The following is a 21,007-nucleotide window of genomic DNA, read 5'->3' as shown; positions in this document are numbered from 1 at the left end:
GCGGACATTCTGCCGTGAAATGCCGACGGGTGACGTCGGGCGGCCCAGTACGATGACGGCCGTGCGCCCCTGGGATGCGTTCACCTCGGCAGAGGCGGAGGTCCGCGCGATGGTCGCGGACCCGCGCTGGCAGGGCCTGTCCGTGCCCGACCGCGCGCACGTCCTGGCGGCCAGGGTCCTGGTGACCCAGGACGGCGACCGCTGGCTCTACGGCGCGTACGCGCGCTGGCACCTGCACGACCCCGGCGACGGCCGCTGGCACCCCGCGCCGCCGCCCAGGGGCGAACGGGCGCGCAAGGTGGGGCACGCCACGGCCGCGCTGCCGGACCAGGTGGTGCCCACCGGGCCCGACTTCGCCGCCGAGCCCGGCTCGACCCAGGCGTTCATCGGCCCCGACGTGCTGCCGGTGGTGACCGGGCAGATCGCGGAGATGGTCCGCGGCGCCGGGCGCAAGTCGGAGCTGGACTACCCGCTGACCGCCTTCGGGGAGATCTTCGCCGCCGACGTGCCGAGCACGGTCGCCGCCGTCTGGGGGACGATCATGTGGTGCGCGTACGCGCCGGCCTTCGACGGCAACGAGCGCCTGATCACCCTGTTCGGCGAGTACCTGCGCCGCTCGCTGCCCGGCGACGAATGGGTGCGCTGGCTGCCCGCGCCGCCGCTGCTCGACCTGGTCACGCTGGTGTCCGAGCGCACCCGCGCCGGCCGTCCGCGGGCCGCGCTCCGGCTGGCCGCGCTGATCGCCGACACCGCCCAGGTGCTGCTGTCCGACATCCGGTTCAGGCCGCGGGCGCTGGCGCTGCTCACGATGGTGGAGCCGGTGCTGCGCCGGCCCGGCCGCGACGACGCCACGGCCGCGCGGGGCGACGACGCCGTGCGCCGGGCCTGGCTCGACCGCTGCCCGCCGCGGCTGGCGCTGGCCCTGCTGCCGGAGACCGATCCCGACGCGTACTTCGCCCACTCGGTGTACGACCTGGTCGAGGCGCTGGGCTTCGTGCAGGACGCGTCAGGGGCGGCGGCGGCGTACCTGGCCGATCTGTCGGACTCCAGGAGGATGTTGCCCGAGCGGCTGAACCACCGGTTGCGGCGGGCGTACGTGGAGTTGGAGCGTGCCGGGCTGACGGGCACGTCGGCGGCCGAGCGCACCGAGCCGGAGGGCTTCGCCGTGCGTCCGGGCGGTGCGCCCGTGCCGCAGGCGGCGGTGGTGACGCCGCCCGACCGGGAGAGCAAGGCGGCCGTGCTGGGCGCGGCGTACGCCACGTGCCTGGCGTGGGGCCGGCTGACCGGCGCCAAGGTGCCGCAACACGGCCTGGCCGGCCAGAGCGCGCTGGTCCGTGAGCTGATCCACGAACGGGACGACCACCACATCGGTCACCCCTAACGCACTATTACCGTTATTCACCCTTACTCCGCCTATATCCCGCTATCACTTCAGTCACCGGGCAATTCGCTGAATTGTGATCTCGACTTCGGGAAATGATCCCTGTGGGGCCCCCGTGACGCCGAAAGGAATGACTCCGATGGGCCATGTCGCGAGAAGGTCCCCCGCCGTAACCTCGTAGAGGGTGTGGGCTGCGGAAGGAAGGACGACGCGGTGGGGCACGACGACCTGGACTCTCGGGTCCACGACCGTGTCGCGTTGGACGAGATTGCGCTCTACGCCGAGGTGCTCACTGCCGTGGCTGTCAGCGAACGGCGGCTGACCTTGGACGAACTCGACGACGCGCTCGGATTGCGGACTTCGGCGAGTCGCTGAAGACCATCGAAAATTACCTGTCCCGGGCTCCTGTGGGGTCCGGGACAGTGGTTCCCGGCTATTACAGGTAACTAGTCAATCGAGGGTGTGCCTCTCCTACGTATGGAGGAGGCGACCCCCTACGACTTGACCAGGCGGGCGATGGCGGCCGACGCCTCCTTCACCTTCGCCTCGGCCTCCGGGCCGCCCGTGTTGATCGCGTCGGCGACGCAGTGGGAGATGTGCTCCTCCAGCAGCCCGAGCGCCACGGCCTGGAGGGCCCGCGTGGCCGCGGAGACCTGGGTGAGCACGTCGATGCAGTAGGCATCGTCGTCGACCATGCGCTGCAGGCCCCTGATCTGGCCCTCGATTCGCCGGAGGCGCGTCAGATATGCCTGCTTGTCTCCGCTGTACCCATGCATGCTTCTACGGTACCCGTAACCCGTATGAGCTAGCGGAGATCTGACAGCAGCTTCTCCCACTGTTCGGCGACTTCCTCGGCCGAATGGCGGACGGCGGTGTCGAGGGCGCCCGCCGCGAGCGAGCGCCGGCGACGTTCGTCGTCGATGAGCGCGAGCAGCGCGCCCGCGAAGTGCTGCGCCTCGCTCTCGCTCTCGGGCACCAGCACGCCGTTGTAGCCGGTCGCGACGAACTCCCTGGGGCCCCTGGCGCCCTCGAAGGCCACCACCGGCACCCCGCACCCCATGGCCTCCAGCACGGTCATGCCCAGGTCTTCGCTGCGGGAGGGGTTGGCCACGATCGACGCCTTGGCGAACTCCCCCGCCAGGTCGGGCGTGACGCCCATGAAGTAGACGTGGTTGTGCAGATTGAGCTCGTTCACCAGCGACCGCAGCCGCCGCTCCTCGGGGCCGCCGCCGTAGAGCCGCAGCCGCCAGTCGGGACGTTTGTCCGCCACGATCGCGAACGCCCTGATCAGCCGGTCGTACGCCTTGACCGACACCCACCGGCCCCCGGCCGCCACGATCCGGTTGTCCATCCGCGAGCGCGGCCACGGGCCGCCCGGCAGCGCGTCCGGCACGGAGTGGACGGCGGACCCGTCGCCGAGCAGCCTGCCCCACTCCTCCTGGGCCGACTCCGTGGCCGTCACGACCGCGTCGAGGCGCGGGTAGAGCCGCTGCACCGGCCCGGGGACGGCGGGCCGCCCCCACTCCCTGGCGATCTTGAGGGTTTCACGTGGAGCATGCCGCGCCACCTGGACGCCGATGCCCGGCCTGGTGGTGATCAGCACGTCGGACCTGAGCCCGCGCAGCAGCCGCCAGAGCGCCATCTCGGTGCGCATCTGGCCGCGCGGCAGCAGGTGGCGCACCCCCGGACGGGCGTCGACCAGGCTGCGCATGGCCACCTTGGAGCCGATGGGGAAGAACGGCTTCTCCTTCTGCCGCCGGACGCTGATGACCTCGACCTCGTGCCGCTCGGACAGGGCGGTGGCGAGGTTGAGCGTCGCGCGCACGTCGCCGCGCATGCCGTACGCCGAGGCGAGCACCAGGCTGACCTTCATCCGCCCACCTCGATGCGCAGCTCGTCGTCGGCGGTGTAACAGGGCCGGACGGGCACGCCGTCGATCTCGGCCGACGGATAGTGCAGCCGTCTTCGTTTGCCGTCGACGTCGTCGAGCCAGGCGCCCAGCCGCAGCGGCGTGGGCACGCCCTCGACCTGCAATGCGGGCTCCCAGGTGCCGGCCGTGTCGGGGTCGGCCTCGACCACGTTCACCAGCGACACCGCCGCGTGGAAGCGCACCCCCTGGACGGTGGCGTTGGCCGACACCCGTTCCCTGGTCGGCCTGCGGTCGAGGGTGAGCGTGGCCTCACGGCGCGCGTCGTCGTCCTCCAGCCCGGTGTACGCCAGCAGCCCCGTCACCTCGAACCGGCCCTCCCTGAACCAGATCGCCCGCACCTCGGCCACCGGCGCGGCGTCGGCTATCTTCAGGGCCAGAAACCCGTTCCGCGTCCGGTACGACCGGTAGGCCAGCGTCCGCCGGCACAGCGCGTACGCGTCGAGGTGGTCGAGGGAGAACCCCGGGTCGACGCTGCGCAGCCTGCTGCGGCTGCCCTCGTGCCGCAGGTAGGCGTCCCAGCGGCCGGCGGTCAGCTCCAGCGGCGCCAGCGAGACGGCCAGCGTGGCCTCCCGCGTCCGGCTTCCCGTGCGGCCCAGGCGCACGTCGCGCTCGACCCCCGTGGCGCGATGGCGCAGCACGAGCTCGGTGCCGTCACGCAGGGGCTCATCGATGGCGAGTCGCAGGGAGAGCACGTCGGCCAGGGTGACTTCGGCGTCCGTGACCACGACGCGCATCACTAGCCCCCTCCCCGTCGAATAAGGCCATGCGACGTTGAGGTTACCGTGATTTTCCCGTTATGTGGATGGGAGATTTCCAGCGAGGAGGCCCGTGACGTGCGGAACTCCTCTACAGAGCCTGTAGAGGAGTCCGACTTTCCGTGGTCAGGAAGCGCCCTTGACCGATTTGATCAACAGCTGCGCGACGTCCACGACTTCCAGCGATTCCTTGGCCTCGCCGTTGTTCTTCTTCTCGTTGATCGCGTCGCCGAGCATCACCATGCAGAACGGGCACGCGGTCGAGACGGTGTCGGGATTCGTGGTGAGCGCCTCGTCGACCCGCTCGGTGTTGATGCGCTTGCCGATGCGCTCCTCCATCCACATGCGCGCGCCGCCCGCGCCGCAGCAGAAGCCGCGGTCCTTGTGGCGGTGCATCTCCTGGGTCTGCACGCCGGGCACCTTCGACATGATGTCGCGGGGCTGGGAGTAGACCTTGTTGTGGCGGCCGAGGAAGCACGGGTCGTGGTAGGTGATCTTCTCCTCGATCGGCGTGACCGGGGTGAGCAGGCCCTCGTCCACCAGCTTCGACAGCAGCTGCGTGTGGTGCACGACCTCGTAGGTGCCGCCGAGCTGCGGGTATTCGTTGGCCAGGGTGTTGAAGCAGTGGGGGCAGGTCGCGACGATCTTCTTGACGCCGGCCTCGTTCAGCGTCTCGATGTTCTGCTGGGCGAGCATGTTGAACAGGTACTCCATGCCCAGGCGGCGGGCCGGGTCACCGGTGCACGCCTCCATCGGGCCGAGCACCGCGAACTTCACGCCCGCGATGTGCAGCAGCTCGGCGACCGCCTTGGTGGTCTTCTTGGCGCGGTCCTCCAGGGCGCCCGCGCAGCCCACCCAGAACAGGTACTCGGCGTCCTCGGGCATCTTCTCCTCGACCAGCTCGACCTCGAAGTCGAGCTCCTCGATCCAGTCGGCCCGCTTCATCTCGGACATGCCCCACGGGTTGCCCTTGTTCTCCAGGTTCTTCACCATCACCCCCGCCTCGGACGGGAACGACGACTCCACCATGACCTGGTAGCGGCGCATGTCGAGGATGTGGTCGATGTGCTCGATGTCCACCGGGCACTGCTCGACGCAGGCGCCGCAGTTGGTGCACGACCACAGCACGTCGGGGTGGATGACGCCGTCCTCGCCGACGAGCGGCTTCTCCAGCAGCGCCAGCACGTCGGTGTCGGCGTGCTCGGTGCTGGCGGCCATCAGGTAAGGGGCCACCTTGAAGGCGTGGTCGCGCTGGTCGAGGATGAGCATCTTCGGCGAGAGCGGCTTGTCGGTGTTCCAGGCCGGGCACTGCGACTGGCAGCGGCCGCACTCGGTGCAGGAGTAGAAGTCGAGGAAGCCCTTCCAGGTGGTGTCGCCGATCTTGCCGCGGCCCAGGCGCTCGGCGTCGAGCTCCTCGTCCTCGAAGTCGACGAGCTTGCCGTCGACGCGCAGCTCGGACGCGGCGCCGAGCCCGTTGGGACGCCGGGAGAACAGCACGTTGAGCGGCGCGGTGAAGATGTGCAGGTGCTTGGAGTTCACCACGATGACCAGGAACACCAGCATGAAGCCGATGTGCAGGAGCAGCGCGATCTCCTCCAGCAGCGGGCTGACCGGCAGCGCGTCGCCGAGCGCGAGCGAGACGAACGCGCCGGAGGAGTAGGGGAAGTTGCCGTTGGCCGCCGAGGCGCCGCGGGCCAGGAACAGCGTCCAGATGATGTTGAAGATCATGAACAGGACGAGCCACGCGCCGCCGAGGTGCGAGCCGGAGAAGCGCGACTTGCGGCCCAGCGTCTTGGGCGAGTTCTTGACCCGGATGATCGCGAAGGCGACCAGGCCGAGCAGACACGCGACGGCGATGAAGTCCTGGAGGAAGCCGAGCACGCCCCAGGTGCCGATGAGCGGGATGTGGAAGTCGGGCTCACCGGTGATCGCGCCCTGGATGATCGCGCCGTACGCCTCGATGTAGACGGTCAGCAGGATGAAGAACGCCCACATGACGAAGAAGTGGGCCGTGCCGGACGGCGTCCACTTCAGCAGCTTCTTCTGGCCGAAGACCTCGACGAGCTGGGCCTTGAGCTCGTCGGCGGCGTGCTCCTTGGCGTACTCGACGCGTTCGGGCGCGGGCGGCCCGGAGGTCGCCAGCCTGAACAGGAACAACACCCTGCGGCCGGCGACGGCCACCGCCAGGACGGTCATGACCAGCCCGATGATCGCTACCCAGAGCACGGGGTCCTCCCACAGACGACGATGGCTGCCAGCATACGGACACGTGTTTCCAGGAAGCTTACCGGCCAGTAACTTCCCGGGATGACATCCATACCCTATGGTCAGTGCCCTATACAGAACAATGCTCTACGCCGTGAAGTACCTCTGTATGGTCGGGGCGATCAGTTCGACGAGCTCCTCCGGATCGGCGCTGGCCATCGGCTCCAATTTGATCACGTGACGGCCCATGATCACGCCGTACATCTGGCCAAAAGCTGCCTCGATGCGTAGGTGCGGAACACCAAGGCGGTCGGCCACCTGGAAGAGCAGCGCGTTCGTGATGAACTCGCGGAACATCGCCGCCGCCTGCTCGTTCGTGAGCGCCGAGCGCATCAGGGCGATCATCGGCTCGCGGGTCTCCGGCTCGGCGGTCACCCGCAGGATCATCCGCACCAACCGCTCGCCGATCTCCTCGCGCGGGCCGTCCAGCAACAGCGGGACGACCTCGTCGGGGGTGATCGGCAGCTGCATGGCCGCCGCGAACATGCCCTCCTTGGTCTCGAAGTAGTGGTGGACCAGAGCCGGGTCGACCTTGGCCTCCCGCGCGATCCCGCGCACCGTGGCCTTGTCGAAGCCCTTCTCGGCGAACACCCGCCGCGCCGCCGTCAGGATCTCGCCGCGCGTGTCGGCCGACCCGGGCCTGCGGCCGGGACGGCGTCGTACGTTGCTCATGGCCGCGTCCCGCCGGTCACCGGCCCACCGCCAGGTACACCCGCATCGGCACCGACAGCACGCCCTCGGGGAAGGCCTTCCTGAGCTCCCCGCGCTGCCGCCCGACCAGCTCGTCGGCCGCGTCCGGCGACAGCGCCGCCATGTACGAGTGGGAGCGCAGGTCGAGCAGGAAGTCCTCGATGCCGACCAGTCTCGTCCACGGGATCCAGCGCTCCTGGACCACCTCGAAGGCCGCGGCGATCGGCGGCACCGACCACTCCTCGACCGCCGGCCCCCAGTACGTGGGCACCGCCTCGGCCAGCCGCGCCTCGTAGGCGGCCAGCCACTCGGCCTGCGCCGCGTGGTGCAGGTTCCAGCAGCCCACGATCGCGCCGCCGGGCCGCAGCACCCGCCTGGCCTCGGCGATCGAGACGACGGGGTCGAGCCAGTGCCACGACTGGGCGTACGTCACCAGATCGGCCACCCCGTCGGCCAGCGGCAGCGCGTTGCCGTCGGCGATCACCGCGGCGACCGCCGGCGGCTCGCCGTCGATCCGCGTGACCAGCCGGGCCAGCATCTCCGCCCCCGGATCCACCGCGATCACCTGGGAGCCGCGGGCCCGCAGCGCGTGCGTCAGGATGCCGGTGCCCGCGCCCACGTCGATCGCGGTGGCGCCGTCGAGCTCGATGCCGGTCACCTCGGTGAGCGCGCGGTACATCTCGTCGGGATAGGACGGGCGGCCCGCGTCGTAGGCGTCGGCCACGCTGTCGAAGACCCGCGCGAGGTCTCTGGTCGGCCCCACGTTCCTGGTCGGCCCCACGTTCATCGGGACGCCGCCAGGTGCAGGCGGGCGAAGGCCAGCGCCTCGGCCAGGTCGTCGACGCGCTCGGTGCGGCTGGCCGCCTTGCGGGTGTTGATCTCCAGCACCACCAGGCCGCCGTAGCCCGAGTTCGCCAGGCGTTCCAGCATCTGGGCGCACGGCTGGTTGCCCCTGCCGGGGACCAGGTGCTCGTCCTTGTTGGTCACGCCCATGCCGTCGGCCAGGTGGAGGTGGGCGAGCCGGTCGCCGAGCTTGGTGGCCATCTCCATGGCGTCGGAGCCGGACACCGCGGTGTGCGACAGGTCGAGGGTGACCTGCGGGAAGTCGTAGTCGATCGGGTTCCAGTCGGGCGAGTACGGCACCACGTCGTTGCCCCTGGCGCGCAGCGGGAACATGTTCTCGACCGCGAACGTGACATCGGTCTCGTCACGCATGCGGGCCAGGCCGTTCTCGAAGTCGCGGGCGTAGTCGCGCTGCCAGCGGAACGGCGGGTGCACCACGACGGTCGAGGCGCCGAGGCGCTCAGCCGCCTTCTGCGCCCTGACCAGCTTGGCCCAGGGGTCTCTGCCCCACACCCGCTGCGTCACGAGCAGGCAGGGCGCGTGGATCGCCAGGACGGGCACCTGGTAGTGCTCGGACAGCCGCTCGATCACGTCGATGTCCTGGCTCACCGGATCGGCGCCGACCATGATCTCGACACCGTCGTAGCCCAGGCGCGCGGCCAGTTCGAACGCGTCGGGAGTGCGTTCTGGATATACCGAGGCGGTGGACAATGCGATCTTCGCATTGGGCACGCGGATGACATCAGCCACGTTGCCAGCCTAAGCCGGAGAAGCGCCTCTGGCGCGTGAGCCCCACCAGATAGCCCTACCCAACCCCCCATCCCACCTCAAAGACACTCCCTCGAACCCCGCTACGGTTGGGCCCATGCCACGGATAGCCAGAGGCGCGATCCCCAGCCCGAACATCTGGAACGCTCCCCAGGTCTACGAGCTGGAGAACCGCGCCGTGGACCCCGAAGGCGCGGCCGACGCCGCGATGCGCGAGCTGCGCCCCTGGGCGGGCGCCACCGTGCTCGACATCGGCTGCGGCACCGGCTTCCACCTGCCCGTCCTGGCCGCCGACGCGGCCGCCGTGATCGGCGTCGAGCCGCACGGCGACCTGGCCGGCCTGGCCCGCCGCCGCTGCGCGAACCTGCCCAACGTCTCGGTGCACGCCGCCGCCGCCCAGGACCTCCCGCTGCCCGACGCCAGCGTCGACGTGGCCATGGCCCGCTGGGCCTACTTCTTCGGCCCCGGCTGCGAGCCCGGCCTGCGCGAGCTGTCCCGCGTCGTACGCCGCGGCGGCGCGGCGTTCGTCATCGACCTCGACGCCACCCGCGGCTCGTTCGGCCGCTGGTTCTCCCGCACGGTGCCGACGTACTCGGCGCGCGAGGTGGAGGCGTTCTGGGTCCGTCAGGGGTGGCAGCGGCGGCCGCTCGACCTCACGATGACCTTCGAGCGCCGGGCCGACCTGGAGGCCGTGCTGCGCATCGAGTTCGCCCCCGAGGTGGCCGAGCAGGCCGTCGCGGAGACCCCCGGCCTGGAGATCTTCTACCCGAACGTGCTGCGCTGGCGCCACTTCTGAACTCATGGCCTCACTCCGTTCGGCGGGCTTGACATTGACGTCGGCGTCAACGTTTACCGTGGTGGCATGCGCATCGGGGAGCTGGCGGAACGCACCGGGGTGAGCACCCGTTCACTCCGCTACTACGAGCAGCACGGCCTGCTCTCGGCCAGACGCGGCCCCAACGGCTACCGCGAGTACGCCGAGGAGGACGTCAAGCTGGTGGCCGAGATCCGGTCGCTGCTCTCGGTCGGATTCACGCTGGAGGACACCCGTCCCTTCGTCGACTGCCTGCGCTCGGGCCACAGCTCGGGCGGTTCCTGCCGGGAGTCCGTCGAGGTCTACCAGCGCAAGATCATGCAGATCGACGAGGAGATCCGGGTGCTGCTCGCCCGCCGCGCCGAGGTCGCCGCCCAGCTCGCCCAGTCGTGTCCCGGCTGTTTCGTTAGGGGAGACAAATGATCAAGTTGACCACCGACAACTTCGAGGAGCAGGTGCTCAAGAGCGACAAGCCGGTGCTGGTCGACTTCTGGGCCGAGTGGTGCCCGCCGTGCCGCATGGTGGCCCCGGTCCTGGACGAGATCGAGGCCGAGCACGGCCTGGCCATCGGCAAGCTCAACACCGACGAGAACCCCGAGATCATGTCCCGCTACGGCGTGATGGGCCTGCCCACGCTGCTGCTGTTCGAGAACGGCGAGCCCGTCAGGCAGATCGTCGGCGCCCGGCCCAAGCGCCTGCTGGTGCAGGAACTGGGCCTCACGCGGTAGTCGAGGATTGTCGGCAGGGGCCGCTAGCCTGCTCGACATGGCCAAGACAGCGCAGAAGCCCGGTTACCGCTGTGCCGAGTGCGGCTGGCGCACCAGCAAGTGGGTCGGCAGGTGCGGCGAGTGCCAGGCGTGGGGCACTGTCGACGAAGAGGGCGCGCGCGCCGGGGTCAACGTCGTCCAGGGCGGCGCGACCACCGGGCCCGCGCTGCCCATCGGCCAGGTCAAGGCCGAGGTGGCCGCGGCCCGCACCACCGGGGTGAGCGAGCTCGACCGGGTGCTCGGCGGCGGCCTGGTGCCCGGCGCGGTGGTGCTGCTGGCCGGCGAGCCCGGCATCGGCAAGTCCACGCTGCTGCTGGAGGCCGCGGCCCGCATCGCCGAGCGCACCACCGTCCTCTACGTGACGGGCGAGGAGTCGGCGGCCCAGGTGCGCCTGCGGGCCGACCGCATCGGCGCCATCCAGGACAACCTCTACCTCGCCGCCGAGACCGAGCTGTCGGCGCTGATCACCCACGTCGACAAGGTCGAGCCCAGCCTGCTGGTGGTCGACTCGGTCCAGACGGTCGGCTCGGCCCAGACCACCGGCGTGCCGGGCGGCGTGACCCAGGTGCGCGAGGTGGCCGCCAACCTGGTGCGCATGGCCAAGGAGCGCAACCTCGCCACGGTCCTCGTGGGCCACGTCACCAAAGAGGGCTCGATCGCCGGCCCCCGCACCCTCGAACACCTGGTCGACGTCGTGCTCAACTTCGAGGGCGACCGCCACTCCAGGCTGCGCATGGTCCGCGCGATCAAGAACAGGTTCGGCCCCACCGACGAGGTCGGCTGCTTCGACCTGCACGAGCGCGGCATCGAGGGCATCACCGACCCGAGCGGGCTGTTCGTCTCGCGGCGCAGCGAGCCGGTCGCCGGCACCTGCGTCACCGTCACCGTCGAGGGCACCCGCCCGCTGCCCGCCGAGGTGCAGGCGCTCGTGGCCCGCACCGAGGCCCAGCAGCCGCGGCGCACGTCCTCGGGGCTCGACACCTACCGCGTCCAGATGATCCTCGCCGTGCTGGAGCGCCGGCTCAACGCCCGGCTCGGCGGCTGCGACGTGTTCACCGCCACCGTGGGCGGCATCAAGCTGGCCGATCCGGCCGTCGACCTGGCGGTCATGCTCGCCGTCGCGAGCGCCGCGGGCGACAAGCCGCTGCCGCCCGGTCTGGTGGCCCTCGGCGAGGTGGGCCTGGCGGGCGAGTTGCGCCCGGTCAAAGACGTGCGCCGGCGGCTGACCGAGGCGTCCAGGCTGGGTTTCAAGCGGGCGCTCGTGCCCGCCGGATCCCTGGAGACGGGCGCCGGGAAGCGCAACGGGCAGCGGGCTCTGGTGCCCGTCGGGCCCGTGGCGTTCGCCCCCGGGTTCGAGGTCGTCCAGGCCGAGAACGTCTGGGACGCACTCACGCACGTCACATAGCACGGCTAAGCTGGGCGTGACCAATCGACACGGGGGTCAGGTGGACAGGAGTCTTGACGACCGCCGTCGCGACGCTTTGGCCGCCGTGGCGCCGGGCACTCCGCTGCGCGACGGCCTGGAGCGCATCCTGCGCGGGCAGACCGGCGGCCTGATCGTGCTCGGCCACAACAGGACCGTCGAAGAGGTCTGCAGCGGCGGCTTCGAGCTCGACGTCGAGTTCTCGGCCACCCGCCTGCGCGAGCTGGCCAAGATGGACGGCGCGATCGTGGTGAGCAACGACCAGAAGATCGTGCGCGCGGCCGTGCACCTCGTCCCCGATCCCGCGATCCCCACCGACGAGTCGGGCACCCGCCACCGCACCGCCCAGCGCGTGGCCAGGCAGACGGGCCTGCCCATCATCGCGATCAGCAAGTCCATGCGGATCATCGCCCTCTACCTCGACGGCATCCGCTACGTGCTGGAGGAGTCCGCGGCCATTCTGTCCAAGGCCAACCAGGCCCTGGCCACCCTTGAGCGCTACAAGCACCGGCTCGACGAGGTCTCCGGCACCCTGTCGGCGCTGGAGATCGAAGACCTCGTCACCGTGCGCGACGTGTCGGCGGTGGCCCAGCGCCTGGAGATGGTCCGGCGCATCTCCGACGAGATCAAGGGCTACGTGGTCGAGCTCGGCACCGACGGCCGGCTGCTGTCGCTGCAGCTCGACGAGCTGGTGGCGGGCGTCGACTCCGAGCGCGAGCTGGTCGTGCGCGACTACCTGCCGGCCCCCGCGAGCCGCCGCCAGAAGCGCCTGGTCGAGGCCCTGCACGACCTCGACCACCTGTCGGGCGCCGAGCTGCTCGACCTGTCGGCCGTGGCGCACGTGCTGGGCCACGGCGGCGCCGAGCGGCTCGACAGCCCGGTGAGCCCGCGCGGCTTCCGGCTGCTGGCCAAGGTGCCCCGGCTGCCCGCCACGGTGGTCGACCGCCTGGTCAACCACTTCGGCGGCCTGCAGAAGCTGCTGGCCGCCAGCATCGACGACCTGCAGGAGGTGGGCGGCGTCGGGGAGTCGCGCGCCCGCAGCGTCCGCGAGGGCCTGTCCCGCCTGGCGGAGTCGTCGATCCTCGAACGTTACGTCTGAGGCCGGCCGCTCACCGCAGGTGGAAGACGCCCTTGCCGCTGCGCAGCGCGCCCATGCGGGCGGTGGCCACGTACGTGCCGGGCAGGGCGGAGGCCGGGGACGAGCGGCAGTCGGTGCTCGACCGGCGCCGGTCCCACTCCAGGGTGCGCACGTACGGGATCCCGCGCTGCAGCTCCCTGACCTCGGTGCCCACCCCGCTGACGCAGTCGGCGGTGGACCAGATGCGGTCGGCGCCCGAGGTGATGCGGATCTCCATGGCCCGCGGCCCGACGTCGGCCGTGCACATCACCGGCCCGGTGTTGACCAGCGTGACGATGAAGGTCGGACGCGCCGCGCCGGTGTAGATCGGCTCCTTGCCGCCCTGGAGGCTCAGCACCAGGCTGTCCTGCGGGCACGGCTCCCCCGGCCGCCTCGGCTTGACGGCCGGGCTCTCCTTGGGCGCGGGGGTGGGCGACGGGCTGGCCGTCCCCATGGCGAGCGTGCGCAGGCCCGCGAGCAGCGGATCGGTGGCGGGCGTCGCGCTCGGTGAGCTCTGCGCGCTGGACGAGCGTTCCGGCCCGGAGCCCCCGCTGGAGCACGCCCACGCCACCACGGCCACCACGACGAGCACGGCCACCAGCACGCTCATGCGACGCCGCCAGTAGACGTCACCGCCGTCGCCACCCATCGAATCCGGATCCATAGGCACAGCATGGTAATTGATCGGCTACCAACAGTGACGACACGCCGAACGAGCCCGTCTACGAATACGCTTGACCGCGTGGTTGAGCCGAACCTCCTGCACGCCCCCGTTCTGGAGTGGTACGAGGACAACGCCCGAGACCTCCCCTGGCGCGCCGACGACGCGACCCCGTGGGGAGTGCTGGTCAGCGAGATCATGCTGCAGCAGACCCCGGTGGTCCGCGTCCTGCCGGTGTGGCTGGAGTGGATGGCCCGCTGGCCCACGCCCAAGTCGCTGGCCGCCGAGCCGCCGGGCGAGGCCGTACGGCATTGGGGCCGGCTCGGTTATCCGCGCCGGGCGCTGCGCCTGCACGCCTGCGCCCGCGCCATCGCCGACGAGCACGGCGGCGAGGTGCCCACCGACCACGCGACGCTGCTGGCCCTGCCGGGCATCGGGGAGTACACCGCCGCCGCGGTCGCCAGCTTCGCGTACGGCGGCCGGCACGCCGTCCTGGACACCAACGTGCGCCGGGTGTTCGCGAGGGCCGTACGGGCCGAGGAGTACCCGCCCACGGCCACCTCGGCGGCCGAGCGGCGGCTGGCCGAGGCGCTGCTGCCCGAGCTGGGCGCGGCCCGCTGGGGCGTGGCCGTGATGGAACTGGGCGCGCTGGTCTGCACGGCCCGCGCGCCGCGCTGCGCCGACTGCCCGATCGCCGACCTGTGCGCGTGGCGGCTGGCCGGCAAACCACCCCACACCGGTCCCGCCCGCAAGGGCCAGACGTACGCCGGCACCGACCGCCAGTGTCGCGGCCGCCTGCTCGCGGTGCTCCGCGCGGCCCACGGCCCGGTGCCGAAGGCGGCCCTCGACGTGGTGTGGGACGACGCGACCCAGCGCGAACGCGCCCTCGACGGCCTGGTCGCCGACGGCTTGGCCGAGGTGCTCGACGACGGCACGTACCGGCTGCCGCACTCCTGAGCGCCCGCTAGGCCATCCACGGGGGCACGGTGCGGTCCGTGCCCTTCGGGGCCAGGTCGCAGGCGTCCGGCGCGGACTCGCCGCCGGGGTTGTAGACCTCCACGCCCGGCGGCGCGACCACGATCGAGACGAACCCGTGCTCGGGGTCGGCGAACATCTGCCGGCTCACGTCGGCCGGCAGGACCATGGTGTCGCCCGCCCCGACCTCGAACCGCTCGCCGCCCAGCTCGACGACCGCGCCGCCGGCCAGCCAGGTCCACACCAGCTCGCGGTCGGCGGCGTGCACCGGGCCCTCCATGCCGGGGTTGGCGTCCACCCGCCACATGACCTGCCCGGCCCCGCCCTGGGTGGGCGAGGCGAGCGTGGTCATCAGGGCGTTGGGCGTACGGACCGCACGCGCGTCGGCGGACATGACGACAGGCATCACACAAGCTCCTTCTTCTCGGCTGGGCACAGCCCCGCGCCGCGCCCGTTCCTGATGACGATCACGCGATCCACGGCGGCGTGCCGACGTCGGTGCCGTCGGGCATGAGGGCCCTGGCGCCGCCGGCGGCGGTGACGACGGCCGTGAAGCCGGCGTGCTCGTCGGCCACCACCCTGCGCAGGACATGAGCGGGCATGACGACGGTGTCGCCCGCGCCCACCGCGAACCGTTCGTCGCCCAGCTCGACGGTGGCACCGCCGGCGAGCCAGCTCCACACCTGCTCGGTGTCGATGTCGTGCTGGGGCCCCGCCACACCCGGCTTCGCGTCGACCCGCCAGAGCGCGCACGAGGCACCGCCCTGCGTCGGCGAGGCGAAAGTGGTCATGACCCCGCTCGGCGTCTCGGAACGCCGGGAATCCGCGGCACGAATGACAGACACGTTCAAACCCCTTAAGATAGGCAACCACGTTGTCTATATAGTTAACCAGGTTGTCTATCTTGTCAAGCGACACCCCAGGCTTCGAACTGCCTCTACGACTTCTGCTGGCCTTCCGCACGCTCATCGACGAGCTGCACGCCGAGCTGGCCCGCCAGGGCCATCCGGAACTCCGTCCGAACCACGGGTTCGTCATGCAGGCGATCGGCACGCGCGGCACGACCGCCGTCGACCTGGGCCGTACCCTGGGCGTGTCGAAGCAGGCCGCGGGCAAGACGATCGAGACCCTCGAACGCGCCGGCTACGTCGAGCGCACCAGGGACGACTTCGACACCCGGCGCAAGATCGTGCGCCTCACGCCCCGCGGCGTCGACGCGCTCGACCGCTCGGCCCGCATCTTCGACGAGCTGCGCGCCCGATGGGCCGCGGAGCTGGGCGAGGAGCGCCTGCGGGCCCTGGAGTCGGACCTGCGCAGGATGACGCCGGCGAACATGTGGCGGCTGGACACGCCAGGCTGGTTCGCCGGCCTCTGAGTGGATCAGCCGAGCCGGAACCGGTGCCCCGGCCTCTGACTGGATCAGCCGAGCCGGAACCGGTACGCATGCTCCACCGGCCCCGGCCTCTTGATCAGGCGGCCAGTTGCAGGCCGAGGCTGGTCAGGTTCGTACGGGCCCAGGCCAGCTCCTCGGCCAGCAGCGACACCAGCGCGCCCGGCCCCTTCGCGCGCCCCGGCACGAACAGGTTGTGCGTCTCGACCTCGATGTGCGCGCTCCCGCTGACCGCGCCGGACAACATCGCGGTCAGCGTGTCGTGCAGCACCGCGCCGGTGCTCGGCGTCTCGCCCGTGTGGTTGTGCACGTGCCCCAGCTTGACGACGGGCGCACCGGCCTCCGCCAGGCCCTTCAGCGCCGCGCCGGGCTCCTCGGCCCCGCAGGCGAGGTGACAGGCGTCCAGGCACACGCCCAGGTGCTCGGAGTCGATGCCGCCCACCCGCTCCAGCGCCTGCTCGGTCGTCTCCAGGACGCACCCCGGCCACGGCTCGAAGCCGACCCTGATGGTCTTCCCGGTCACGCTGTAGATGCCGCGCAGTTCGCGGGCCAGCCGCTCCAGGCGGCGCGTGGCGATGGCGTGCAGGTCGGCGGGCCAGTCGCGGCGCCAGCCGATCGGGATCGTCGAGATGCTGCCGAACCGTACGTCGTCGGGCAGCAGGAAGGCCAGGATCTTGGCCAGCGCCATGGTGTAGCGGTAGCGCTCGGGCTTGGCCCAGTCGGGGCCGGGGACCTCCTGGTTGCGTCCGCCGGTGCCGTTGAGGCTGACGACCTCCAGGCCGCGCTCCTCCAGGGAGCGGCGCAGCCGTACGAGCTCGATGCGGTCGGCCGTGAGGTGGTCGGCGACGCCGGGCGACAACCACAGCCCGATGCCCATCCGCTCCACGCCCAGCCTCTTACGCACCGGCACCGCGTAGCGGGTCAGGTGCGCGATCAGGTTCTCCAGGTCCTCGGCAGGGTGGATACCTGCGTTGTAGGCGAGGTGAACGAGCGTTCCGTCGTTGTGACGCAGGCGCATCGGTTCCTCCACGGCTTGCTTGAGTGTTCCCGTCGCCCGCCTCAGACGCGCGAACCCTATGTGAGCATGCCTGCTTCCGGGTGGCGCACGCGTCCGCCCTGAGTCGATTCCTTACTACTCCCCAGGGAGCAGCTCCGACTCTAGGAACACGCTCTTGCGGATCACTTGGATGAGACTTGGCGATGCTCTACGCAGTGTAGTACTACTACCGGTGGCGGCGTACCCACCCATCCAACAATTAAGCAACAACCCACCCCACGCCCCTCGAAGCCACCACAGAGGCAGCTCGCCCTGAGGGCCGAACGAGAGGCCCAGCCCCTTCATCGACGTCCAAACGTGCCCCGGACCAGGGACACGCGCCGCGCACCGGAACTAGCCACGTACGGCCTCAGTTCCCGCCCCTGCAGGGTCCTCAGCCGCGTACGGCGCCAGGACCCACCAGGCCCGCCGTAAACCGGAGCCAACAACGGCGCCGCAGAGACCCAGCGCCCAGGAGAAGGGCGCCGCAGAATGCTGGCACCCCGAAGACGTGCGGCGCTGCAACACCAGCGCCCGGTCGGAGGCCGGGGCCGGTCGTCAGTGGACGGGGGTCAGTGGACGGGTCAGTGGCCGGGCGCTGGCGGACGGCGGTCGCTGGTCGCTAGCTGGCGGTCAGGCACCGGCGGTCGGCTGTGAGTGGACGGCGATCGGCCGTCGGGGCCCGGGAGTCGGCCGTCGGCGATCCGCGGTCAGGGGTCGACGATCCGCGGTCGGCCGTCAGGCGCCGGGGGCCGGGGGCCGGGGGCCGGGGGCCGGGGGCCGGACCACGGGCATCGGGCATCGGGCATCGGGGGCCGGACGTCGGGGGCCGGACGTCGGGGGCCGGACGTCGGGGGCCGGACGCCGGGCATCGGGCATCGGGCGTCAGGCGTCAGGGGCCGGGGGCCGGGAGCCGGACGCCGGGAGCCGGACGCCGGGAGCCGGACGCCGGGAGCCGGACGCCGGGGGCCAGACGCCGGGAGCCGGACGCCGGGGGCCGGACGTCGGGCATCGGGGGCCGGGGGCCGGACCACGGGCGACGGGCGACGGGCGTCGGGCGACGGGCGACGGGCGTCGGGCGTCGGGCGTCGGGCGTCAGGCGTCAGGCGTCAGGCGTCAGGCGTCAGGCGTCGGGCGTCGGGCGTCGGGGGATGGAACGCGAAAACCCCCGCCGGGGCGGGGGTTTTCGGTGGTGGTCGGTCAGTGCTGGATCGGCGCGGCGATCGCCGCCGCCGAGTCCGGGACCGTCGAGGCGGACTCGCCCTTGAAGACGAACTTGGCGTTGTCGCCTTCGCCCTCGATCGTCACCTTCACGACCTGCCCCGGACGGAGCTCGCCGTAGAGGATCTTCTCGGACAGGGAGTCCTCCAGCTCGCGCTGGATCGTACGGCGCAGCGGCCGGGCGCCCATGACCGGGTCGTAACCGCGGTCGGCGAGCAGCTGCTTGGCCTCCGGCGAGACCTCGAGACCCATGTCGCGGTCCTTCAGCCTGGCGTCGACCTGGGCGAGCATCAGATCGACGATCTTGATGATCTCGTTCGGCGTCAGCTGGTGGAAGACCACGATGTCGTCGACACGGTTGAGGAACTCGGGCCGGAAGTGCTGCTTGAGCTCCTCCTGGACCTTCGCCTTCATCCGCTCGTAGTTGGACTCGGTGTCGTTGGACTTCGCGAACCCGACCCCGATGCCCTTGGAGATGTCACGGGTGCCGAGGTTGGTGGTCATGATGATGACCGTGTTCTTGAAGTCGACCACGCGGCCCTGGGCGTCGGTCAGGCGACCGTCTTCCAGGATCTGCAGCAGCGAGTTGAAGATGTCGGGGTGGGCCTTCTCGATCTCGTCGAACAGGACCACGGAGAACGGCTTGCGCCGCACCTTCTCGGTGAGCTGACCGCCCTCCTCGTAGCCGACGTAGCCGGGAGGCGAGCCGAACAGCCTGGAGACGGTGTGCTTCTCCATGAACTCCGACATGTCCAGGCTGATCAGAGCGTCTTCGTCGCCGAAGAGGAACTCCGCCAGAGCCTTGGACAGCTCGGTCTTACCGACACCGGACGGGCCCGCGAAGATGAACGAGCCACCGGGACGGCGCGGGTCCTTCAGACCGGCGCGGGTACGCCGGATGGACCGCGACAGACCCTTGATGGCGTCGTCCTGGCCGATGATCCGCTTGTGGAGCTCGTCCTCCATGCGGAGCAGGCGCTGGGACTCCTCCTCGGTCAGCTTGAAGACCGGGATGCCGGTGGCGGTCGCCAGGACCTCGGCGATGAGCTCCTGGGTGACCTCGGCCACGACGTCCATGTCGCCGGCCTTCCACTCCTTCTCCCGCCGCTCGCGCTTGAGCTGGAGCTGCTTCTCCTGGTCGCGGAGCGCAGCGGCCTTCTCGAAGTCCTGCGCGTCGATCGCGGACTCCTTGTCGCGGCGGACGTTGGCGATCTTCTCGTCGTACTCGCGCAGGTCCGGCGGAGCGGTCATCCGGCGGATGCGCATCCGGGAACCGGCCTCGTCGATGAGGTCGATCGCCTTGTCGGGCAGGTAGCGGTCGCTGATGTAGCGGTCGGCCAGCTGCGCGGCGGCCACCAGGGCGTCGTCGGTGATGGAGACGCGGTGGTGGGCCTCGTAGCGGTCGCGCAGACCCTTGAGGATCTCGATCGTGTGGCTGAGAGAGGGCTCGGCCACCTGGATCGGCTGGAAGCGGCGCTCCAGCGCGGCGTCCTTCTCAAGGTACTTGCGGTACTCGTCGAGGGTGGTGGCGCCGATCGTCTGCAGCTCGCCACGGGCCAGCATCGGCTTGAGGATGCTGGCGGCGTCGATCGCGCCCTCGGCGGCGCCCGCGCCGACGAGCGTGTGCAGCTCGTCGATGAACAGGATGATGTCGCCGCGCGTGCGGATCTCCTTGAGCACCTTCTTCAGGCGCTCTTCGAAGTCACCGCGGTAGCGGGAGCCGGCGACCAGGGCGCCGAGGTCAAGCGTGTAGAGCTGCTTGTCCTTCAGCGTCTCGGGCACCTCGCCCCTGACGATCTTCTGCGACAGGCCCTCGACGACGGCGGTCTTGCCGACGCCGGGCTCGCCGATCAGCACCGGGTTGTTCTTGGTCCTCCGGGAGAGGACCTGCATGACCCGCTCGATCTCCTTCTCACGGCCGATGACCGGGTCGAGCTTGCCCTCACGGGCCGCCTGGGTCAGGTTGCGGCCGAACTGGTCGAGCACCAGGGACGTGGACGGCGCCGACTCCTGGGGACCGCCCGCGGCGGCCGGCTCCTTGCCCTGGTAACCGTGGAGCAACTGGATGACCTGCTGCCGGACACGGTTGAGATCAGCTCCAAGCTTGACCAGCACCTGGGCGGCCACACCCTCACCCTCGCGGATGAGCCCGAGCAGGATGTGCTCGGTGCCGATGTAGTTGTGACCCAGCTGCAAAGCCTCACGGAGCGACAGCTCGAGGACCTTCTTGGCCCGCGGGGTGAACGGAATGTGCCCCGACGGAGCCGACTGGCCCTGGCCGATGATCTCCTCGACCTGCTGGCGCACACCCTCAAGGCTGATGCCGAGGCTCTCCAGAGCCTTGGCGGCTACGCCCTCACCTTCATGGATCAAACCAAGAAGAATGTGCTCAGTGCCGATGTAGTTGTGGTTGAGCATCCTGGCCTCTTCTTGGGCCAAGACGACAACACGCCTCGCTCGGTCGGTGAACCTCTCGAACATCTCGTCGCTCCTCACAGAGCGGTCAGTCAGGCCGGTAAATCCGGTCCCGTCATCCCGCATGCTAGCCCTGGCTCGGCGAACCGTGCCCACTGCCGCTGACACGCTCTATAGCAGAGACGTTCCCCGAGAGCAGGGCGTTCACCCTCTATCCAACTACTGTTCGGGGGTGACGTGTTCCCGATACGCCGCAAGCGAACGATGTTTAGGCGCTTCCCGGAAGCGCCTGGAATTCGACGCCCGCGGCCCAGGGCGGACCAACACGGATCGGCCGTCGGACGCCGGGGCGAAGCCGGCCTTGGGGTGCCCGCCGGCCACGCATCTCCGATGCCCGCGCCCGTATCTGTTACGTAATCATCGTATGTGCTGCTCCAAACCGCGTCCAAGCGCGGGCGCTACGCCCTGAGCACAACTCGGCACGCAACGCACGTCACACGTATTCCCCATCGGGTCAGCCGGGTTACCGATCGCCGGTGCGCACGGGGGTCCCGCG

The 21,007-nt window shown here is 70.6% G+C and carries 21 protein-coding genes; 9 read left to right on the top strand and 12 right to left on the bottom strand.

Annotated elements, in window-relative coordinates; genetic code table 11:
* Positions 1-52 precede the first annotated feature (52 nt).
* Together ACWEJ6_RS23805 and ACWEJ6_RS23800 are read left to right on the top strand one after the other, a co-directional pair.
* Complete coding sequence (locus ACWEJ6_RS23805) at positions 53-1,381, top strand: hypothetical protein (RefSeq protein ID WP_387672189.1); 1,329 nt, start codon at positions 53-55, stop codon at positions 1,379-1,381.
* Positions 1,382-1,594: 213 nt separating this feature from the next.
* Positions 1,595-1,756, top strand: coding sequence for a hypothetical protein (locus ACWEJ6_RS23800; protein ID WP_020540796.1), 162 nt, complete (start codon positions 1,595-1,597; stop codon positions 1,754-1,756).
* A gap of 119 nt (positions 1,757-1,875) precedes the next feature.
* Here the strand turns inward: ACWEJ6_RS23800 and ACWEJ6_RS23795 are convergent, their stop codons facing one another.
* The 7 genes from ACWEJ6_RS23795 to ACWEJ6_RS23765 all read right to left on the bottom strand — a co-directional run bounded on the left by ACWEJ6_RS23795 (position 1,876) and on the right by ACWEJ6_RS23765 (position 8,614).
* On the bottom strand, positions 1,876-2,157 hold the full coding sequence (locus ACWEJ6_RS23795) for a metal-sensitive transcriptional regulator (RefSeq protein WP_352327377.1): 282 nt from the start codon (positions 2,155-2,157) through the stop codon (positions 1,876-1,878).
* A gap of 29 nt (positions 2,158-2,186) precedes the next feature.
* Positions 2,187-3,254 (bottom strand): glycosyltransferase, encoded by a 1,068-nt coding sequence (locus tag ACWEJ6_RS23790; RefSeq protein WP_357975264.1) that lies wholly within the window; start codon positions 3,252-3,254, stop codon positions 2,187-2,189.
* Positions 3,251-4,045, bottom strand: coding sequence for a hypothetical protein (locus ACWEJ6_RS23785; RefSeq protein ID WP_452426200.1), 795 nt, complete (start codon positions 4,043-4,045; stop codon positions 3,251-3,253). The genes ACWEJ6_RS23790 and ACWEJ6_RS23785 overlap by 4 nt, the downstream gene beginning before the upstream one ends.
* 147 nt (positions 4,046-4,192) lie before the next feature.
* Complete coding sequence (locus tag ACWEJ6_RS23780; RefSeq protein ID WP_452426198.1) at positions 4,193-6,292, bottom strand: (Fe-S)-binding protein; 2,100 nt, start codon at positions 6,290-6,292, stop codon at positions 4,193-4,195.
* A 126-nt stretch (positions 6,293-6,418) separates the two neighbouring features.
* Positions 6,419-7,003 (bottom strand): TetR/AcrR family transcriptional regulator, encoded by a 585-nt coding sequence (locus ACWEJ6_RS23775; protein WP_387671486.1) that lies wholly within the window; start codon positions 7,001-7,003, stop codon positions 6,419-6,421.
* A gap of 16 nt (positions 7,004-7,019) precedes the next feature.
* Positions 7,020-7,808, bottom strand: a complete 789-nt coding sequence (locus tag ACWEJ6_RS23770; RefSeq protein ID WP_387671488.1) for a class I SAM-dependent methyltransferase — start codon at positions 7,806-7,808, stop codon at positions 7,020-7,022.
* The gene (locus tag ACWEJ6_RS23765; protein WP_358291607.1) at positions 7,805-8,614 is read right to left on the bottom strand and encodes a sugar phosphate isomerase/epimerase family protein; all 810 of its coding nucleotides are present in this window, start codon (positions 8,612-8,614) and stop codon (positions 7,805-7,807) included. The genes ACWEJ6_RS23770 and ACWEJ6_RS23765 overlap by 4 nt, the downstream gene beginning before the upstream one ends.
* A gap of 115 nt (positions 8,615-8,729) precedes the next feature.
* Here ACWEJ6_RS23765 and ACWEJ6_RS23760 point away from each other — a divergent pair, with 115 nt between their 5' ends.
* The 5 genes from ACWEJ6_RS23760 (at position 8,730) to disA (ending at position 12,735) form a co-directional block, all read left to right on the top strand.
* Positions 8,730-9,428: a class I SAM-dependent methyltransferase gene (locus tag ACWEJ6_RS23760; RefSeq protein ID WP_452426195.1), complete on the top strand. Its 699-nt coding sequence runs from the start codon at positions 8,730-8,732 to the stop codon at positions 9,426-9,428.
* Between the two features lie 66 nt (positions 9,429-9,494).
* Positions 9,495-9,869 carry a MerR family transcriptional regulator gene (locus ACWEJ6_RS23755; RefSeq protein WP_352358614.1) on the top strand — a complete coding sequence of 125 codons (375 nt, stop codon included), beginning with the start codon at positions 9,495-9,497 and terminating at the stop codon, positions 9,867-9,869.
* Positions 9,866-10,174: a thioredoxin gene (gene trxA / locus ACWEJ6_RS23750; RefSeq protein WP_387671491.1), complete on the top strand. Its 309-nt coding sequence runs from the start codon at positions 9,866-9,868 to the stop codon at positions 10,172-10,174. Before ACWEJ6_RS23755 ends, trxA begins: the two co-directional genes overlap by 4 nt.
* A 37-nt stretch (positions 10,175-10,211) precedes the next feature.
* A complete protein-coding gene (gene radA, locus ACWEJ6_RS23745) occupies positions 10,212-11,618 on the top strand; it encodes a DNA repair protein RadA (RefSeq protein WP_358291604.1) in 1,407 nt (468 codons plus the stop codon).
* A 40-nt stretch (positions 11,619-11,658) separates the two neighbouring features.
* Entirely contained in the window at positions 11,659-12,735 is a 1,077-nt protein-coding gene (disA, locus tag ACWEJ6_RS23740) for a DNA integrity scanning diadenylate cyclase DisA (RefSeq protein WP_352358608.1), read from the top strand.
* A 10-nt stretch (positions 12,736-12,745) separates the two neighbouring features.
* On the opposite strand, the gene ACWEJ6_RS23735 is transcribed toward disA, so the two are convergent.
* The gene (locus tag ACWEJ6_RS23735) at positions 12,746-13,417 is read right to left on the bottom strand and encodes a hypothetical protein (RefSeq protein ID WP_387671494.1); all 672 of its coding nucleotides are present in this window, start codon (positions 13,415-13,417) and stop codon (positions 12,746-12,748) included.
* A 78-nt stretch (positions 13,418-13,495) separates the two neighbouring features.
* Here ACWEJ6_RS23735 and ACWEJ6_RS23730 point away from each other — a divergent pair, with 78 nt between their 5' ends.
* The gene (locus tag ACWEJ6_RS23730) at positions 13,496-14,371 is read left to right on the top strand and encodes an A/G-specific adenine glycosylase (RefSeq protein WP_452426191.1); all 876 of its coding nucleotides are present in this window, start codon (positions 13,496-13,498) and stop codon (positions 14,369-14,371) included.
* Between the two features lie 7 nt (positions 14,372-14,378).
* Here the strand turns inward: ACWEJ6_RS23730 and ACWEJ6_RS23725 are convergent, their stop codons facing one another.
* A complete protein-coding gene (locus tag ACWEJ6_RS23725; RefSeq protein WP_358291599.1) occupies positions 14,379-14,795 on the bottom strand; it encodes a cupin domain-containing protein in 417 nt (138 codons plus the stop codon).
* Between the two features lie 61 nt (positions 14,796-14,856).
* Positions 14,857-15,180: a cupin domain-containing protein gene (locus tag ACWEJ6_RS23720; protein ID WP_452426189.1), complete on the bottom strand. Its 324-nt coding sequence runs from the start codon at positions 15,178-15,180 to the stop codon at positions 14,857-14,859.
* A gap of 113 nt (positions 15,181-15,293) precedes the next feature.
* Here ACWEJ6_RS23720 and ACWEJ6_RS23715 point away from each other — a divergent pair, with 113 nt between their 5' ends.
* Positions 15,294-15,764 carry a MarR family winged helix-turn-helix transcriptional regulator gene (locus ACWEJ6_RS23715; protein ID WP_452426187.1) on the top strand — a complete coding sequence of 157 codons (471 nt, stop codon included), beginning with the start codon at positions 15,294-15,296 and terminating at the stop codon, positions 15,762-15,764.
* A 94-nt stretch (positions 15,765-15,858) separates the two neighbouring features.
* Here ACWEJ6_RS23715 and ACWEJ6_RS23710 read toward each other — a convergent pair whose 3' ends face one another.
* Both ACWEJ6_RS23710 and ACWEJ6_RS23705 read right to left on the bottom strand, forming a co-directional pair.
* Positions 15,859-16,797, bottom strand: a complete 939-nt coding sequence (locus tag ACWEJ6_RS23710) for a sugar phosphate isomerase/epimerase family protein (RefSeq protein WP_357702269.1) — start codon at positions 16,795-16,797, stop codon at positions 15,859-15,861.
* 1,218 nt (positions 16,798-18,015) lie between these two features.
* Positions 18,016-20,517: an ATP-dependent Clp protease ATP-binding subunit gene (locus ACWEJ6_RS23705; protein ID WP_387671502.1), complete on the bottom strand. Its 2,502-nt coding sequence runs from the start codon at positions 20,515-20,517 to the stop codon at positions 18,016-18,018.
* Positions 20,518-21,007: the final 490 nt, after the last annotated feature.

The organism is Nonomuraea sp. NPDC004702, assembly GCF_053601695.1.
The sequence above is the reverse complement of the archived record's forward strand: the minus strand, read 5'-3'. Positions and strand labels throughout refer to the sequence as shown.

Bases quoted from the DNA above. Each gene is read 5' to 3' on its own strand.
- trxA (WP_387671491.1), top strand. From the start codon at position 9,866: ATGATCAAGTTGACCACCGACAACTTCGAGGAGCAGGTGCTCAAGAGC.
- radA (WP_358291604.1), top strand. From the start codon at position 10,212: ATGGCCAAGACAGCGCAGAAGCCCGGTTACCGCTGTGCCGAGTGCGGC.
- ACWEJ6_RS23775 (WP_387671486.1), bottom strand. From the start codon at position 7,003: ATGAGCAACGTACGACGCCGTCCCGGCCGCAGGCCCGGGTCGGCCGAC.
- ACWEJ6_RS23755 (WP_352358614.1), top strand. From the start codon at position 9,495: ATGCGCATCGGGGAGCTGGCGGAACGCACCGGGGTGAGCACCCGTTCA.
- ACWEJ6_RS23795 (WP_352327377.1), bottom strand. From the start codon at position 2,157: ATGCATGGGTACAGCGGAGACAAGCAGGCATATCTGACGCGCCTCCGG.
- ACWEJ6_RS23790 (WP_357975264.1), bottom strand. From the start codon at position 3,254: ATGAAGGTCAGCCTGGTGCTCGCCTCGGCGTACGGCATGCGCGGCGAC.
- ACWEJ6_RS23770 (WP_387671488.1), bottom strand. From the start codon at position 7,808: ATGAACGTGGGGCCGACCAGGAACGTGGGGCCGACCAGAGACCTCGCG.
- ACWEJ6_RS23785 (WP_452426200.1), bottom strand. From the start codon at position 4,045: ATGCGCGTCGTGGTCACGGACGCCGAAGTCACCCTGGCCGACGTGCTC.
- ACWEJ6_RS23805 (WP_387672189.1), top strand. From the start codon at position 53: ATGACGGCCGTGCGCCCCTGGGATGCGTTCACCTCGGCAGAGGCGGAG.
- ACWEJ6_RS23710 (WP_357702269.1), bottom strand. From the start codon at position 16,797: ATGCGCCTGCGTCACAACGACGGAACGCTCGTTCACCTCGCCTACAAC.
- ACWEJ6_RS23735 (WP_387671494.1), bottom strand. From the start codon at position 13,417: ATGGATCCGGATTCGATGGGTGGCGACGGCGGTGACGTCTACTGGCGG.
- ACWEJ6_RS23705 (WP_387671502.1), bottom strand. From the start codon at position 20,517: ATGTTCGAGAGGTTCACCGACCGAGCGAGGCGTGTTGTCGTCTTGGCC.
- ACWEJ6_RS23760 (WP_452426195.1), top strand. From the start codon at position 8,730: ATGCCACGGATAGCCAGAGGCGCGATCCCCAGCCCGAACATCTGGAAC.
- ACWEJ6_RS23725 (WP_358291599.1), bottom strand. From the start codon at position 14,795: ATGCCTGTCGTCATGTCCGCCGACGCGCGTGCGGTCCGTACGCCCAAC.
- ACWEJ6_RS23720 (WP_452426189.1), bottom strand. From the start codon at position 15,180: ATGACCACTTTCGCCTCGCCGACGCAGGGCGGTGCCTCGTGCGCGCTC.